This window comes from Pseudomonas sp. FSL R10-0056 (genome assembly GCF_009600105.1).
Lineage (GTDB): Bacteria > Pseudomonadota > Gammaproteobacteria > Pseudomonadales > Pseudomonadaceae > Aquipseudomonas > Aquipseudomonas bubulae.
In genome coordinates, this window is the sequence record NZ_WIWL01000238.1 from 1 (window position 1) to 15,886 (window position 15,886).

The following is a 15,886-nucleotide window of genomic DNA, read 5'->3' on the forward strand; positions in this document are numbered from 1 at the left end:
CGATGGCCGGTGCAGCTGCCGGCGCTGCGATCGGCTCCGTGGTGCCAATCATTGGCACGGCGATGGGCGGCCTGGTCGGCGCGTTCTTGGGGGGCATGGGTGGCGATGCCGTGGGTGGCATGTTCGGCAGGTCGTCGTTTGCCAAGTCGCTATTCGGCAATGATGCAGAACCGGGTGATGTGGTGCGCTCGATGTCGGCCCAGTCCGGCCGGTCACAAGCCCCGTCGCCTTTGGTGCTCAAGTCTGAATCCAAGCCGGCGCCGATCGATCAAAAGATCACCTTTGCCCCGCATATGCCCATTACGGTTCAGGGGGATGTGAAAGACCCCGACGAGCTGATGCGCAAGCTGCAACCCATGATGCAGGGCCAGTTGAATGACTTCGCCCGGCAGATGGAAGACAACGCCCGCCGGGCCAATGATCGCAAGTTGTATGACAGTCCTCATATTGGGTAAGGAGGTGATATGGCCTACATGGAGCAGATGCAAAGCACCGTCAGTTACTTGGCCACCGCAGGGGAGGCGGGACGGCGAAGTCTGGACGGGATGATGGGGCCGGTAAACGGTGCTATCAGTGAAATCAGCGGCGCCGCGTCGGAGTTGGAGACCTTGCCGATCATTGGCCCGATGGTTGGTGAAAAGCTGCAGCGGGTCATGCGCAGTATCAGCGCGGCACAGTCCAAGGTGGGCTCGGTGGTCGCGGTCTATAACCAAGCCACCCGTGCTGCCTCGCAGATCGAGCAGCGCCTGGGGGTGTTCAGCGAGCAGGCCACTCGGGCCAAAAACGCGATCAACCAGATTGCCGGCAAGATCAATCCCGCGCTGGGAAACATCCTGCCCACCAGCGTGTTTGCGACTGATACCACCCCGGCAGTGGAAGCGGTCAAGCCGTTCCCCCACTTGCTGATCCTGCAGCCGCACAAGCACGAAGCGCCACCGTACTACTTCAACCTGGACACGGCGGCCTTTGAGGAACTGAACCGGCAGAGCGGCTTTCGCTGGGCCTCGCAAGAGCGCCTGATGCGTCGGCCGGCACAGCAGGCGGTGGGCATGGGCGACGACAAAATCACCCTCAAGGGTTCGATCTTTCCCGGGCACCGGGGCGGCCTCAAGCAACTGGACACCCTGCGCAGCATCGGCGGGTTGTTGGTACCGCTGGGCCTGACCACGGGCTATGGCTACGTCCTGGGGGATTGGTGCCTGACCTCGATCACCGAGGATCAAAGCGCGTTCCTGCAGGGCGGAATCCCCCGCAAGCAGGGCTTTAGTCTGGAGTTTGTCCGTTATGGCCAAGACCTGCAGAACGCTTGACGGCGACAAGCTCTACACCATCTGCCACAACGCCTATGGGCACCTCAACGGTAGCGTGGAGGCGGTGCTGGAGGCTAATCCAGGGTTGGCCGCCGAGCCTGAGCCGTATCGTGGTGGTGTGCTGATCGTGCTGCCGGACTTGCCGCTGGCCAGCGATGATCAGGGCGTCCAGCTCTGGAGCTGATCGTTACGCGTAACTCGACTTAAAACCTGAGCCCCCGCCTGTGTGCGGGGCTTTTTGTTGGAGCTGGATATGACGCCCGTTTTTCGCATCGTCGCCGATGGCAGCGACATCACCCGCATGATCAACGACCGGCTGTTGCTGCTACGCACCTCGGACAAGCCCGGGATGGAGTCTGACGAGTTTGAGTTGCGCATTGATGACCGCGACAGCGCCGTAACGCTGCCGTCGCGGGGGGCCAGTATCGAAATCTATCTGGGCTATGCCGGGTCGACCTTGTCCCGGGAGGGTCGTTACGTTGTCGATGAGGTCGAGGTCTCAGGCCCGCCGGATACCTTGGTGATACGCGGCAAGGCCAGTGATATGCGCGGCAGCGGCAAGACGACCCGCAGCGGTAGCTGGGAGGGCGATAGCTTGGCCACCATCGTCAGCGCTGTAGCGCGGCGTAACGGCTGGGAGCCGGCCTGTACGGTGGCCACGATCGTGCCCCGGGCTGACCAGTTGGGTGAGTCGGACTTTAACTTTATTACCCGCTTGGCCCGGCAGCACGACTGCACGGCTAAGGTCGCGGATGGCAAGCTGATCGTTATGCCGCGTCAGGGCGGTGTCACGGCCAGCGGCAAGACACTGGGCGTCGTCACCATCAACAAAACGGACGTCAGCCGCTACAGCTTTCGGCTGGGCGATCGCTCGACCCACAAGGCTGTGAGCACCAAGTACCAAGACAAAGCCACCGGCAAACTGGCGGTGGTGAATCTGAACAACGACGACGCCCCGGACGGCCTGCCGCCGGTGCATACCGATAGGCATATCCACCCGAACAAGACCGCCGCCGAACAGGCTGCCAAGGCGCGCTTGGCCGCATTCAACCGCTCGACTGCAGGTGTACGGCTGGAAATGCCCGGGCGTTCCGACCTATTCGCCGAGCGAATGATCAACGCCCAAGGATTCAAGGACGGGCTCGATGGTGAGTATCTGGTCGACTCCCGAGAACAGGTGTTCACCCAATCCGGCTGGTCGACGACGATTGAATGCAATGCCGGCAAGAAGGGCAAGGCCAAGGTCAAAGGCAAGAAGCCTGAGAAGACCCTGAAAATCGTTCAGCTCTAACCCGACGACCTTCACGTCTGGACTCTTTCAGGGTGGCGATAAGCCAAATCGTCAGCGTCGAATATGGATTTTTCGCTGAGTTAACGTGCTGGGAAAAGTCCCCGTATCGCCTCGAACTGCATATAGAGTCGCTCTGTAGATAGCAGTCGATCGAGAGCAGTGAAGGTCACGTATCTTGCGATACGCCCACATCCATCCACGTTTAGAGGCTGTACTCATGACGTTGCTTCCGGGCAATTATTTTGGGAGTTTGAACAGTATCAAATAGCCACTAACGAATGATATAGCTCTAAATATTAAGTATTTGTAAAAAACAGGGGGGCCTTATGCCTATTTCAAAGCAGCAATTGCTGCGTATTCTTCCTAACGCCGGCCAGTCAGCCGGCGTTTTTGTTCCTGTGCTGAACACCGCAATGGTGCGTTACCAGATCGTAGGTACACTGCGCCAGGCAGCTTTTATTGCCCAGGTCGGACATGAGTCTGGTCAGTTCCGATATGTACGCGAACTGGGAGGCGAGCAGTATCTGAGCAAGTACGACACCGGCTCACTTGCCAAACGCTTGGGCAACACGCCAGAAGCTGATGGTGACGGCCAAAAGTATTGCGGTCGTGGCCTAATCCAGATCACCGGCCGGGCCAACTACTTTGCGTGCGGCGAAGCACTGGGCCTAGACCTGATTAAGCAGCCTGAACTTCTGGAGGTACCGCAGCACGCCTGCATGTCGGCAGCATGGTTCTGGGCGACTAAGGGCCTCAGCACCCTGGCCGACGCGGGCCAGTTCGACAAGATCACCCAGCGCATCAATGGTGGCCAGAATGGCGCGGCCGATCGGCAGGCGCTGTACGCCCGGGCGCTCAAGGTGTTGGCGTGAAGATCGATGCGGCGAAGTGGGGCGGGGTGCTGCTGATCATCTTGGCCCTGATGGCTGGCAGCGCGTGGGCCGTATGGGAGTGGCAGGCCAATGCCTACGGTCAGCGACTGGCTGCCAAGGAGGCGACACAGCAAACCGCGCTCACCCATCTGGCCAATGCCAACTCCGCGCAAATCCTGGCGGAGCAGGGCAAGCGCCTCGCCCTGGAACAGTGGTTGGCAGCCAGCGACCAATCCCATTACCGAGCCCTCACCGATGAGAAAACCAAACAAGCACGCCTGCGTGATCGCCTTGCTACTGCTGACTTGCGGCTGTCAGTCCAACTCGACGCCACCACCACAACTGGTTGTGACGCAGTGCAAACCACCACCCGCACCGGCAGCGTGGTTCATGGCGCCCATAGAGCCCAACTTGACCGAGCGCATGCTCAACGAATTATCGGAATCACCGGCGACGGCGATCAAGGACTGATTGCGCTGCAGGCCTGTCAGGCCTATGCCAAAGAAGTATCAGACACGAAATAAAAGGAGCGGCCGAAGTTGGATGCATCAACATCCAACCCGGCCACCAAACCCGCAGATTAGCCCTGCAAGCCCAGCCAAGGCTCCTGCTCCGTGCACGAAGCGGAGCGAGCCTAGCACCTGTTTATCCATACAGTAAAGGTCTTGCATAATATGTCTTCACCCATCATTCCTTGGATGGGCGGCAAACGCCGCCTGGCCGACCGTCTTATCCCCCTTTTCCCACCCCACGAATGCTACGTCGAAGTCTTCGCCGGCGGCGGGGCGCTGTACTTCCTGCGCCCGCAGCCTGCTCCTGTCGAAGTGCTAAACGACATCAACGGCGACCTGGTGACCCTGTACCGCGTGGTGCAGAACCACCTGGAAGAATTCGTGCGTCAATTCAAGTGGGCCCTCAGCTCACGGAAGATATTCGAGTGGCAAAAAATGACCCGCCCCGAAACCCTGACCGATATCCAGCGCGCGGCCCGATTTTTCTACCTGCAGCACCATGCCTTTGGTGGCAAGGTCTCAGGGCAGAGCTTCGGTACCGCAACGACGGCCCCTGCAATCAACCTGCTGCGCATTGAAGAAAACCTGTCTGCAGCCTGGCAGCGGTTGTCAGGTACCTACGTTGAAAACCTGCCCTGGCTTCAGTGTGCAGAGCGCTACGACCGGCCGCACACCTTCCACTACATGGACCCACCTTACTGGCAGACCGCTGGCTACGGCGTGGATTTCCCGTTTGAGAACTACGAGCGCATAGCCGACTTTATGCGGCGCTGCAAAGGCAAGGTGATGGTCAGCATCAACGACCATCCGGACATTCGGCGGGTGTTTGAGGGGTTCCATTTTGAGACGACTGAGATTCGGTACACGAGCACGAATCAGCGGCAGGGGAAGGCAGAGGTTGCGGGGGAGTTGATTGTGATGAATTGGGAATCGGAGGCTTTGGGTTGCTTATTCTAGCTGCCGTTAAAGAGAGGCAAAGCGGTCACGGACATGCCGGAAATAAAAACCGAGGTGAGCAAAGAGTCTGAGGTAGAAGAATATTTGTCCTTAGAAATATTCACTAGGTTAACGGGCTCTGAAAGCTAGAACGAGCAAAATAGGGCATAAAAAAGCCTCAATACAGGTAGTGTTGGCGCGCAATTAAAGCTATAAAAATCAATGAGTTACGTTAAAGTTTTCTTTGTGTGCCCGTACCAGGCGAGGCTAGCAGCCGTAGGCTGCTAGCCTCGCCTGGTACACCATGGAAATTCAGTCTTCTATACTTTTATCTCATGTCAAGCTATTTTGTCAAGAGGCAATCATCTGTTTGAATTTTGAGCAGCCTTGATTCTGAATTTAAAAATGCATTTTGCGGATTTGTGCAAAATGGGTCTTTACTCGCCACACGTTTCAATTCAAGATGCGGCCAACGCGGTACTGCACCATTCCAAGCCCTACCAAGCGAGGCTGATCAAGCTCCGAAGAAATGCTTTGGTGTCTGCCAGTAAGATCCGCTATATTAAGGTTGTCTCGTACGCACAGCGTGTTGAGATGCCGACTGAAGTACTGCTCTATTATGGAGGTTATACACATGAAATCTTATGCAGCATCTGCCTATTTTGATGTGCGCCCAGACATCTAAGTTATACCATCTGTAAAAGAGCAGGCTTAATGCCTGCTTTTTTTTGTCCAAAATTTAACAAAAAGAACCCGACAATTGGATACAGCCTCCGAAATATCAGTCCAGACGCAAGCTGCTCTTATCACAGAAAAACATGACTTGTCAAGCGCGCTAGCCACGATAGGTTTTGATCTGCTGCACGCAGTGTCAACGATTTTCCCGGCGATGTTCAATCTTACCTTTGTGATGGTACTCATAGGCTTGGGCTCATATTTGGGAGCCTATGCTAAATGGTCCAGGGCACCAGGCGAAGTTGAAAAAATGCCACTTAAGAGTGTGCTTTTCGGTGGTGCGGCCTCTTTTTTGTGTGTTCCATTTTTTTCGTCAGTAATCCATATTGAATATGCTTCAATCATGCTCCCAATTGAGTTAGGGAAAACACCTCAATTTGTGCAGCACGCGCTATTGCTGATTTCTATTTCTGGGATAGCGTCTTACCTCGGCTACGCCATGCTGGACGGCATTGCGGACAAGGTTCTGCGAAAAGAAATTGAGGAAGAAACCGAGGAGCGTAAGAAACAGGCTGAGCAAATATTTAAGCAGCAGAAGCAATTGCGCGCGAAAATGTTGTACCTTGAAGCGGTTACCACCGCAGAGTCTGCAGAAAAAACGAAGTCAGAAAACCTTTTGAAGAGTGCTTTGAAAGCAATCGACGAGGCCGTTTCAATCTATAGCGAAGACAAAACTACCCAGGAGTATTACCAGTCCTCGGTTCATAAAGCCTATATCTTGAAACGATTGAACAGAGTTCAAGACGCTCTTCAAATTGTTAATGATCAGCTCGAGGCAGGGTGGAAAAACCCGATCACTCTCTACAACAAAGCCTGTTATCTATACCTTCTATTGCAGGACAAGCAAGCGGGCACAGATGCAATAAAAGAGCTTATCCGAACGGCTATCACTCTACCAGCTGACACTGATAACCATCGAAAAAAGCAGGAAATTCTAAGGGACAGAGTTTCAGCTGGCGAGGAGCCGGACATTGCAGGGCTTTTCGACGAGCAAGAGCGGGCAGAAATCGCCGTTCTTGGTAGGCCAAATTAATGGTCTTGTAGTTAGCGTTTCTAAAATAAATGCGACCGACTTAAGCTGTTGAGGGCCAAGTGATGCTAATTCGCCAACGTCTGCATCACATTCGCAAGTTAAGTACTCCAAGTCGGATCTGAAGGCTGGATGAGGTAGATCATTAGGGTAATCTTGAGGCCTCCTAAAGTCGCTACAGGCTTGAGGTCGAGTATCAGATACCCAGCGTACACGGTCTAAAGCGGTGCACGCTGGCCGCAGAAAACGTTCGAATCCCCATTTCTCATAAATCATAGAAAAACTTTTTAAATCAATGAGTTGTGAAGGTAAAAAATAGCGATTTGTAACAGTGGTTTGTAGCATTTTTTTGCCAAGCTGCAGAGACCAAATCGCTGTTTTTTTTCGTCTGTATTTTCAGATTGATCGATCAAGTCTTATCGTCACGTCTCTTAGGCCAGCATCTTCTGCGACCGCCTATGGTGTAAAGCAGCGGGGGCGTCTCGCTCTGAATAGCACGCGAGCGAATATGCGTTAAAAGCTCCTGTGATTCGATCCAGATGGGTTTGGCGTGCGTCGGCTCTGCGGGCGTGCGAAGAACCATCAACATGCACTTGACCAGCCATTGCGTTCAATGACAATGGCGGAAAGACTAGGAGCAGTCATGAAAGCAAATTGGATTTTGGCGTTGGTTGGTGCGGCCATCGTTACAGGTGTGGTGGTGGCGGTGGGAGTACTCGGAGCTTATGGATACTATCTTGGTCCGGTTTCTCGAAACGCAACCGACTGGGGTAGCTTCGGTGCTGTCATGAGCGGTGCTTTCACGTTATTAAGTTCTTTCGCAACCATCGGGACGTTACTTTTCCTGTATCTACAACAACTGAAGGGTGAAGAACGCCAGAATTCACAAGATGCTGAAAATCTGGAAAAACAACAGAAGCATGATGTTGTCGTAGAAAAGCAATTGGCCGCATTGACCTTCGAGCAGTACCTTAATCATCGAAAAGTTTTTATTGAAAGGCTAAATGAACAATCTGTTTTTTTTAGAGGCGATATAGGCTTTGCTGATCCAGATAGGGTCTACACAGCAATGTTTGCTAAAAATAGTCCTAGCCATTGCGAATATAAAGTCGAGATCGGTAAGCCGGGAAATGTAAGGGCTTACGATCTTACTGATTGTCTAGCGATTTATACCACCATTAGCGAACTACTTGAAAATTACCGCGATATGGAAAAGCATTTAACTCTTGTTCAGAAAATTGTTCACTTGCAAGGCTGCCTCGGAATGACTTATTTAGGGGCGCACAAGGAAGGTGATATTTTCTTTATGGGTCTGAATGCAGGGCTAAATATCTACGATATATCTAAAACATTGCAGAGAATAGAAAAAGTAATCAACTCAATTCTTTTTTTTACGGGAAATGAAAAGGTTGCCTCTATTCAACATAAGGGGCAAAGCTTGCTCATTCGCGATGGCCTTTATAAAACGCTAACCGAATACCATCGGGCGAAAGGTGGATTTGAGCTGCGACATAAAATAGAAGCGTTACCTTTCCTATTTGAACTTTATGAAATAAGTCAGTTCCATTTTATAGTGACGGAGAGAATTCTCGAAGAAACCTATATGACGCTTGTGGGGATCTTTTCCCGTCATGATGAAATAGAGAATTTGAAAAATTTCGATTACGCCGACAGATTGACAGATATTATCCTATACGAGATTAGAGGAGCAAAAGAGCAGTACGAGGATGATCCTGACAAAATGAATATTTTGAACAGGGCCGATTACTGTCTTTGGGCTGCAATGAAACACCTCGGGGTAGTTAGGTAAAGACGTGCCGGTGCAGGTTGTCTACCTAATTGGTCGAGACGGTAGCTTTTGACCTGCTATTTTTCGGGTCGCGTTTCCATGGCTGGGATAGTTTCGGGAGTAGTCGGGGCAAGAAACGCGCTTAGGACTTGAAAAGCGAGCACTATGCCACCACGTAGACTTGATCACTCAGTCAAGGGATACGACCAACATGTCTAGCAGAGCCAGCGAAATTCTTGCCAAATTACTAAAGGCGAACCCGACGTCTATCAAAGACATTAATGACCAATACGATTACGAAGATACAAAGGGCGGTGGCAAGCAAGACTCCGCCCTTGTGTCATGCGGTCAATGTGGTGGTTATAATGAGCTTCAATATATATACGACACTAAGCTTAAACCGCTGGTCAATAGGTTGAAAATCACCGAAGAACAAGCACTGGTCGCCTTGGAAGCGTGCTGCTCTGAATTGAAAAATCCCCGCAAGCGTAAAGATTTCTACGAACTGCTGGGCGAAAAGCTAAATTTGGAAATCAAGTAAAAGGACACGGCCCATCTATGCAACTGATTGCGTGTAGTTGGGTTCAAATCACAGGGGGAAAGCATGCCTTACGTTCAGCTAAATCACGACTTTACAAAATTCATTGATCCAGAATTATACGCAAGTGTTTTGGATAAAAAAGACGATGGAGATAGTGTTCTGCGACTCCAATTGATCTGCGAGCGATTTTTAAGCGTCTATTTAAAGGAGCGGATTGCACCCGAAAATATTGAGTTTTTTACCACTGGAAAAGGGAAGGGAGCTGAAATCCTCCGGCATTTTAACGAAAGGCTTACCACCGCTGTCGCATCTGGACTGCCCGCTGAGCTTGCAAGACCGCTCAAGCACCTGAACAAAATAAGAAACGATTTCGCCCATAATCTTGATTATGAAATCAAGGATGTGGATATGAATAAGTATTTCGAATTGGTTGATTCATTCACTGTTGACGTTGGAACACCATATGGGTTTGAGGGCAATGTAAAGGATTTTCAAATTCACGGTGATGGGAAAATCACGAAAGCCAGCGATAGTTTTCAAGCCGGGTTTACGGCGGCAACCTATGTCTTGATGACAAAAGCGGGGATCTGGCTAGTGAATGATTTAAATAAACGCGAGCAGTTGAACGTTGGTGGCCCACTTCAATAGCGTTTTGATCAAAATGGTAGCGTTTAACCTGTGATTCCTTGAATGTCGTTTCATGATCGGAGTCATACCAAAACCGGGCTTTTCTCACTCCGTGGGATTTGTTCCGGTACTGACGCAACCGGCCAAAAAATGGTTGAACATTTCAGGGGCTTTTTCGTGGGCGTCGATAAACAGGTGTTCAGGGCAGGCAGTTCTGTCAGTGTTTGACCGCCTGTATGGTGTAGCTCAGCGGCAAACGCCATGGCTCGGATTAGGGCAAAGTTAGGGCAGATACTGGGCCGTTTTAGGCCGCCAGACGCCTACGGGAAAAAGCGAAAGCTCTGATTTTTCTGGTCTAAAGCGGTCTGTAGGAGCGTTAGAAAACGTTCGAATCCCTATCTCTCCGCCATTATTACGAAAGCCCCGCAGATCAAGGTCTGCGGGGTTTTTTCGTATCTGGCATTTGACGACTCTAACCATCCCGAATTTTTTCCAGTTGGCTCTTTCCAATCAACTTGGGAATCAGGTGGCGGAGAATCCGTGTGATAAAAGACTTTTCGAACCACTACGTCATATTGAGCTGACTCTCCCTTCTCGAAATCGCCGAATCCAGCACCATCACTCAATGGCATCAACAAGGCGGATCAATACCCGCCGTTCCCTCTGCTGTGACCCTGAATGACTTGGGATAAGAACTTCGTTGGCGCATTTAAGGACAGTCGCGTCCGCGTAAAAAAAGCCGGGCAACATCGCCCTTAAATCTGGAGTTCGTAAGGTGTGTTGGCCGTTCCATTAGGGTCGGTTGCATAAAGTTGCAGTATTTAATTGCGGCTATGTGGCGAAGTGTATAGTGTCTCCTGCGTGAATTCTAATCGGAATCATTATCGTTTGCAGGGGGGGGGTGGAAATGTCGGAAGTACTTCAGCTTGGTGCAACCTTTGTTGGTGCTCAACCAACCAGCACAGGGTATTCCACCTCGGTTAATTTCTCCCCGAGGCCTCCTTTAAAACCAAATGAACAATTTATTTCAGGCGGTTTTATCCAAAAACTGATTGCTAACGGGGTGAATGTTTTCACTGCTGCTAATGTCTTAGATATTGAAGGGGCCATGAATGCATCATTAATTGGTTTGAATGGGTTGGACAGTAAGCAGCTGAAAGCACAGCTGACGATGCAAGCTGCAATTCAGAAAAACTTACTCAACGATCGTGCGAGTCGGGGGGCACAAGAATCAGTAGCTATTACAGCGCAGGAGCGTACTGAGATAGTTTACGCGGGCGCAACTTGGGCCCACAACACGGCTACGGTAGATCACAGTTCGCAGCCTGACTTCTTCGGTACACCTCTTATGTTTATGGCTGGACTTTACTATTGGCTGTATGGGAAGGGCAAAACTCGTTATGTGAATATTGGCTCTCTTAATTTGCAGATGGTGACGCGTGATATCCCACCAGTCAGGGACGCGGTAGCTGCCAATGGTCCTGGCACCTACCCAATTAACTCTCCGTTCACTTATAATACATTTGGACCGGGCTACTTGACCTCGTTTGCAGGTTTGCTTTTAGGCAGGGTCAGCGGGAATGTATCGGGAGTACTAACTATTGCTGCAAATGGAACCTATGTATTCACCGGTTCTTACACCCTCAATCCAGATGTATTCGATGCAGATCCTAGCCATCGCCCCCCAGTTCAAGAAGCGCTTACCACAATCCTCCGCTCTATCGGCGATCAGATTGGGCACGTCGATTTCACAACCGTGGTTTTGGGTTCGCAACCTCTCATATTGAAAGGGAGCAAATAAAATGGCTAGATCAGGGGTTAGCGCAATGGTAGGCGCTGCAGTTGCGATGATGGGGTTAGTTCTGCAAGGGTGTAATGGAGATTCTGACGTTTCCTGTTCCAAAGCAGATCGTGTTTTTTTTGAACATTCTATTCGAAGCCATTTACAGCGTAATCCAGGGGCAAATGGAGTTGTGGACTATTCTGCGGACGGTAGTGCGACATATGACAGCCATAATAATTGGTGGGCAGTACCTTTTGTCTCTAACGGAAAAAAAATGCTTGCTATCTTAAGTTGCGATGGGCGTGTTGAACTTTCAGAGCGTCTCTGATTTTTGCTCTCGTATTTGTATATGTTCACTCGGTATAAAGATAAAAAACTAAACGGGCAGCCGGCACTGGTGTGTTGCTGGATTTCAGAGAAGGGCAGGTGTGCCGCAGGTGAGTGCGGCACGAATGGTTAATTAACTAGCTGAAATTATTTAATATTTGAGGGGTTTTCGTGGGCGTCGATAAATGCGGTGCCCATTTCCCCTCAGGCAGACACCACCCGGTTGCGCCCGCTTTCCTTGGCGCGGTAAAGGCGTTCGTCGGCCAGTTTTAGTACTTGCTGCGGTGTCATTGGCGCGTCGGCCTTGCTGGCAACACCTATGGAGATTGTCAGGTTGCCGACTTGCGGTATGCGAGCGTCTGCGATGCTTTGGCGTATGCGTTCGGCGATGGCTCTGGCCGTTTCTTGCGTGGTATCCGGTAGCAGCAGCGAAAATTCCTCCCCACCGCTGCGACATGCCAGGTCGTTTGCCCGAGAGTTCTGCTTGAGGATTTCGGCCACCTGCTTGAGTGCAACGTCGCCAGCGTCGTGCCCGAATGTGTCATTGACCCGCTTGAAATGATCAATATCCAGCGCCAGTACCGTGTAGGGCTGCTGGGTCTGCTCCAGCACGCTCAGTAACTCTTCCATGGCCCGGCGATTGGCCAGGCCGGTGAGAGGGTCACTTTGCGCCTCGTGGCTGAGGCGGCCAAGCTTTTGCTGCAGCAGTTGCACGCCCGCCAGCATGGCCTGGCGGATGGCCGAAGCATCGTGGTACCAGGCGTTGATACGTTGCAGCAACTCCGTAGTCTGCGGCGCGGACAGCTGTTGCGCCGCGGCAGACAGCAGGCGCAGGGGCCGGGCGATCAGCGTTGTGCCGACGAATACCAGTACCATCCCCAGAAGCCCGGCCGGAATCATGCCCATGATCATGTCGTGCATAAGCCGGCGCAAGGTCGCCTGACTATGCTCCCTGGGTTGTTGCACCACTACCGCCCAATTGGAGTCCGGGACCTGGCTGTAACCTGCCAGCATTTCGACGCCTTCGGAATTCCTTATTTCCATCGAACCCCGTTCGCCGCCCAGGGCCGCATCAACCGCAAGGTTTTCACCAAGCACTTCAGAGATACGCGCAGGATTGGGGTGGTAGAGCAGTCGACGATTGCTGTCGGCCACAAACGCAAAAGTGCCTTCGTGATGAAAGTGGCTGCTGATGACGGTGTGCAAGGCACTTTGATCAAGCAGGTAAATAGACCCGACCACGGCGCCGAGAAACACACCGGCCTTGCTGAAAACAGGTTCTGATACGAATACGATCAAGTTGCCCTGGCGGGATACATAGGTCGAGCTGACCAGTGCCCGGCGCTCTTGGAGTGCTTGCCTGATACCGCTGGCCGGAACGTTGGAGCCGACAATCTGCGCCTGCGGCGGATTCGAGGCCAGGACTTTGCCGTTGGCATCGAGGATTTCGACGGAGTTGAAATACTGATCCTGTGCCTCCAGCCTCAAGGCTTCTTCATGCAGCACCTGGGGATCGTCCCAGTGCTTGCCGAGGATTTTGGCGCTGTAGTTCAGGTTGTTGTGGGCTGCGCGCAAGAACTCACCAATGCTGGAGGCTACTTTTGCCGCATAGGCAGCATTGGACTCCAGGGTCGAATGGATCAGGGCGTCGCGTTGTACGCGATAGGCCACCACAAGGCTGTTGCACAGGGTCGCCAGGACTGACGCCAGAACAATGCAGAGGATCAGGCCGCGCAGGTTTACGGGCAATGGGCGTGATGGTTTAAAGCTGTCGGTCATGGGCATGTTCGATAAGCGCAAAAAAACTTGAATAGAGGTTTGGACTCCAGAACCTGGCGGTGCGCAGGTCACTAGCAGAGTAGGTAGGGGTGAGCGCTCTGTCACACCCGTAAACAAGAATAATTGCTGAACTGCGGCTATCGCCCGCTTGCGGCCGACGGCGGGTGTCATTCACCAAGCGGTGGATTTATGCGTCATTGGTATAAGTGCTATCAATAAAGCCGCGTTTATCAATGAATTCCTACGCGCTAAGTTACTTCTGTATTGAATACGCGCACACCTCTGGTGGCCGTTTCCTACAGAAGTTTTAACTTGAAAGGGAGATTACTGTGACGTTTACAGTGCTTAAAGCCACGTTTATGGCCGCAATGGTCGGCATGTCCGCCGCGGAGGCGGGGGACTACAAGACCAACCCGTTCACCCTGACCTACGCGGGTGCGATCACTCGCAACGAGCCAGGCAAAGTCAATATCCACCCGGTCACCTACAAGCTCAATGGCCTGGACATCGCCGCCAATGTGTACACCCCCGCCAATTACGATGCGGGAAAGAAATACCCTGCCATAGTGGTTGCGCACCCCAACGGCGGTGTTAAAGAGCAGGTGGCGGGCCTGTATGCCCAGCGCCTGGCGGACAGGGGCTATATCACCATCACCGCCGACGCCGCCTACCAGGGCGCCAGCGGCGGCCAGCCGCGCAATGTCGACAAACCTGCCAACCGTGTTGAAGACATCCACGGCATGGCCGATTTTATTGCCAGTTACCCCGGTGTTGACCCCCAACGTCTGGGCTTGCTGGGTATCTGCGGCGGCGGTGGCTATGCCTTGAAAGCCGGGCAGAGCGACAAGCGTTTCCAGTCGATTGCCACTGTGAGCATGTTCAATTCAGGTCTGGTACGCCGTAATGGCTTTATGGATTCGCAACTGGACACCCTCCAGGAGCGTCTGCAGCAGGCCTCCGCTGCCCGTGCCCAGGAAGCGGCAGGTGGCGAAGTAATCTACACCGGCGATGTCAAACTTACCGACGAGCAGATCGCCAAGCTGCCCTTTGATCTGTATCGCGAAGGTTTCGAGTACTACGGCAAAACCCACGCCCACCCCAACTCGACCTTCAAATACACCCTCAGCAGCCTGATGGACCTGATGAGCTTCGACGCCACCAACCAGCTCGAATTGCTCAACAAACCGTTGCTGATGATTGCCGGCAGCAAGGCCGACACCCTGTTTATGACCGAGCAGGCGTTCGCCAGGGCCACGGGCACCCAGGACAAGACACTGTTCAAGATCGATGGTGCGACCCATATCCAGACCTACTGGGTGCCTGAATATGTGGACACTGCCATTAACCAGCTGGCTGATTTCTATGCCAGAACACTCTGATTCCGGGAGGTTTGCATGAAGCGGACACTGTGGACACTTGCCATGTGTGTTGCGGCCCCCCCTGGCGGGTGCCGCCGGATCGTCAGCCGTTGACGACAAGGCCCGGGCGCAGCAGATCACCCGCAGCGCCGACCAGGCCTCGACAGCGGGTCCCGAGGACTACTTTACCGGGCAGGTACGGGTCGATCCGCTGTTTGCCGCCAGCGAGGAAATCAACGCTTCGGGTGCCTACGTCACCTTTGCGCCGGGCTCCCGCTCCGCCTGGCACACTCACCCGGCCGGGCAGCGGCTGGTGGTGGTGTCCGGCGTGGGACTGACCCAGGAGTGGGGCAAGCCGGTGCAGCAAATCCACCCCGGCGATGTGGTGGTTTGCCCACCGGGCGTCAAACACTGGCACGGCGCCGCAGCGGACGGTGCCATGACTCATCTGGCCGTCACCGGCAGCGTGGACGGTAAGAGCGTGACCTGGATGGAGAAAGTGACGGATGAGCAATACCAGAGCCGTTAAGTTTCAGAGCCCTGCCATGCTGGCTGCGGGGTGGACGGGCAAAGCCGTGAGCTGGCACCTCCTCAGCCTGGGTAACGCAAGGCTTCGCGCAGCAGGGTGAAGGCCGGGGAGGACTGGCGTCGGCTCGGGTAGTAGAGGTGGTAGCCGGAGTAGGGTTCGCACCAGTCCTCCAGCACACGGATCAGGCGGCCCTGCTCGATATAGGGCCGTACCACGTCTTCCGGCATATAGGCCAGGCCCAGCCCCTGCAGGACTGATTCCAGGCGCATGGCAATGTTGTTGAACACCAGTTGGCCTTCGATCCGCACGTTGAGTGCCTGGCCGTTTTTTTCGAATTCCCACATAAACAGGCCGCCGTGGGTAGGCATGCGCAGGGTGATGCAGTTGTGCGCCATCAGATCGGCCGGGATCACCGGCTTGGGGTAGTGGCTGAAGTAAGCGGGGGAGCCGATCACCGCCATGCGCAT

The 15,886-nt window shown here is 53.2% G+C and carries 14 protein-coding genes and 2 pseudogenes; 14 read left to right on the forward strand and 2 right to left on the reverse strand.

Annotated elements, in window-relative coordinates; translation table 11 throughout:
- The 12 genes and pseudogenes from GHO42_RS25795 to GHO42_RS24460 all read left to right on the forward strand — a co-directional run.
- Positions 1 to 455: pseudogene (locus GHO42_RS25795) on the forward strand (phage tail tape measure protein); the annotation flags it as partial.
- A 9-nt stretch (positions 456 to 464) separates the two neighbouring features.
- A complete protein-coding gene (locus GHO42_RS24410) occupies positions 465 to 1,310 on the forward strand; it encodes a phage tail protein (RefSeq protein ID WP_153328772.1) in 846 nt (281 codons plus the stop codon).
- The gene (locus tag GHO42_RS24415) at positions 1,285 to 1,494 is read left to right on the forward strand and encodes a tail protein X (protein WP_153328770.1); all 210 of its coding nucleotides are present in this window, start codon (positions 1,285 to 1,287) and stop codon (positions 1,492 to 1,494) included. Before GHO42_RS24410 ends, GHO42_RS24415 begins: the two co-directional genes overlap by 26 nt.
- Positions 1,495 to 1,563: 69 nt before the next feature.
- Entirely contained in the window at positions 1,564 to 2,601 is a 1,038-nt protein-coding gene (locus GHO42_RS24420; protein WP_153328768.1) for a phage late control D family protein, read from the forward strand.
- A gap of 326 nt (positions 2,602 to 2,927) precedes the next feature.
- On the forward strand, positions 2,928 to 3,473 hold the full coding sequence (locus GHO42_RS24425; RefSeq protein ID WP_153328766.1) for a glycoside hydrolase family 19 protein: 546 nt from the start codon (positions 2,928 to 2,930) through the stop codon (positions 3,471 to 3,473).
- Entirely contained in the window at positions 3,470 to 3,997 is a 528-nt protein-coding gene (locus GHO42_RS24430) for a lysis system i-spanin subunit Rz (RefSeq protein ID WP_368668089.1), read from the forward strand. The genes GHO42_RS24425 and GHO42_RS24430 overlap by 4 nt, the downstream gene beginning before the upstream one ends.
- 150 nt (positions 3,998 to 4,147) lie before the next feature.
- Positions 4,148 to 4,942 (forward strand): DNA adenine methylase, encoded by a 795-nt coding sequence (locus GHO42_RS24435; protein ID WP_153328765.1) that lies wholly within the window; start codon positions 4,148 to 4,150, stop codon positions 4,940 to 4,942.
- A 739-nt stretch (positions 4,943 to 5,681) separates the two neighbouring features.
- Positions 5,682 to 6,689, forward strand: a complete 1,008-nt coding sequence (locus tag GHO42_RS24440) for a hypothetical protein (RefSeq protein WP_153328764.1) — start codon at positions 5,682 to 5,684, stop codon at positions 6,687 to 6,689.
- A gap of 640 nt (positions 6,690 to 7,329) precedes the next feature.
- Positions 7,330 to 8,496, forward strand: coding sequence for a hypothetical protein (locus GHO42_RS24445; protein ID WP_153328763.1), 1,167 nt, complete (start codon positions 7,330 to 7,332; stop codon positions 8,494 to 8,496).
- Positions 8,497 to 8,686: 190 nt separating this feature from the next.
- Positions 8,687 to 9,016, forward strand: coding sequence for a hypothetical protein (locus GHO42_RS24450; RefSeq protein ID WP_153328762.1), 330 nt, complete (start codon positions 8,687 to 8,689; stop codon positions 9,014 to 9,016).
- Positions 9,017 to 9,079: 63 nt separating this feature from the next.
- On the forward strand, positions 9,080 to 9,664 hold the full coding sequence (locus GHO42_RS24455; protein ID WP_153328761.1) for a hypothetical protein: 585 nt from the start codon (positions 9,080 to 9,082) through the stop codon (positions 9,662 to 9,664).
- Positions 9,665 to 10,550: 886 nt separating this feature from the next.
- Positions 10,551 to 11,444, forward strand: coding sequence for a lipid II-degrading bacteriocin (locus GHO42_RS24460; RefSeq protein ID WP_133144902.1), 894 nt, complete (start codon positions 10,551 to 10,553; stop codon positions 11,442 to 11,444).
- 513 nt (positions 11,445 to 11,957) lie between these two features.
- Here the strand turns inward: GHO42_RS24460 and GHO42_RS24465 are convergent.
- Positions 11,958 to 13,532, reverse strand: a complete 1,575-nt coding sequence (locus GHO42_RS24465; RefSeq protein ID WP_153328760.1) for a diguanylate cyclase — start codon at positions 13,530 to 13,532, stop codon at positions 11,958 to 11,960.
- A gap of 329 nt (positions 13,533 to 13,861) precedes the next feature.
- On the opposite strand from GHO42_RS24465, the gene GHO42_RS24470 reads away from it, so the two are divergent.
- Positions 13,862 to 14,911, forward strand: a complete 1,050-nt coding sequence (locus GHO42_RS24470; RefSeq protein WP_178127019.1) for an alpha/beta hydrolase — start codon at positions 13,862 to 13,864, stop codon at positions 14,909 to 14,911.
- Positions 14,912 to 14,926: 15 nt separating this feature from the next.
- Positions 14,927 to 15,416, forward strand: a pseudogene (locus GHO42_RS24475) (cupin domain-containing protein); the annotation flags it as partial.
- 65 nt (positions 15,417 to 15,481) lie between these two features.
- Here GHO42_RS24475 and GHO42_RS24480 read toward each other — a convergent pair.
- A partial coding sequence (locus tag GHO42_RS24480; RefSeq protein WP_256671125.1) for a LysR substrate-binding domain-containing protein occupies positions 15,482 to 15,886 on the reverse strand: 405 nt, incomplete at its 5' end.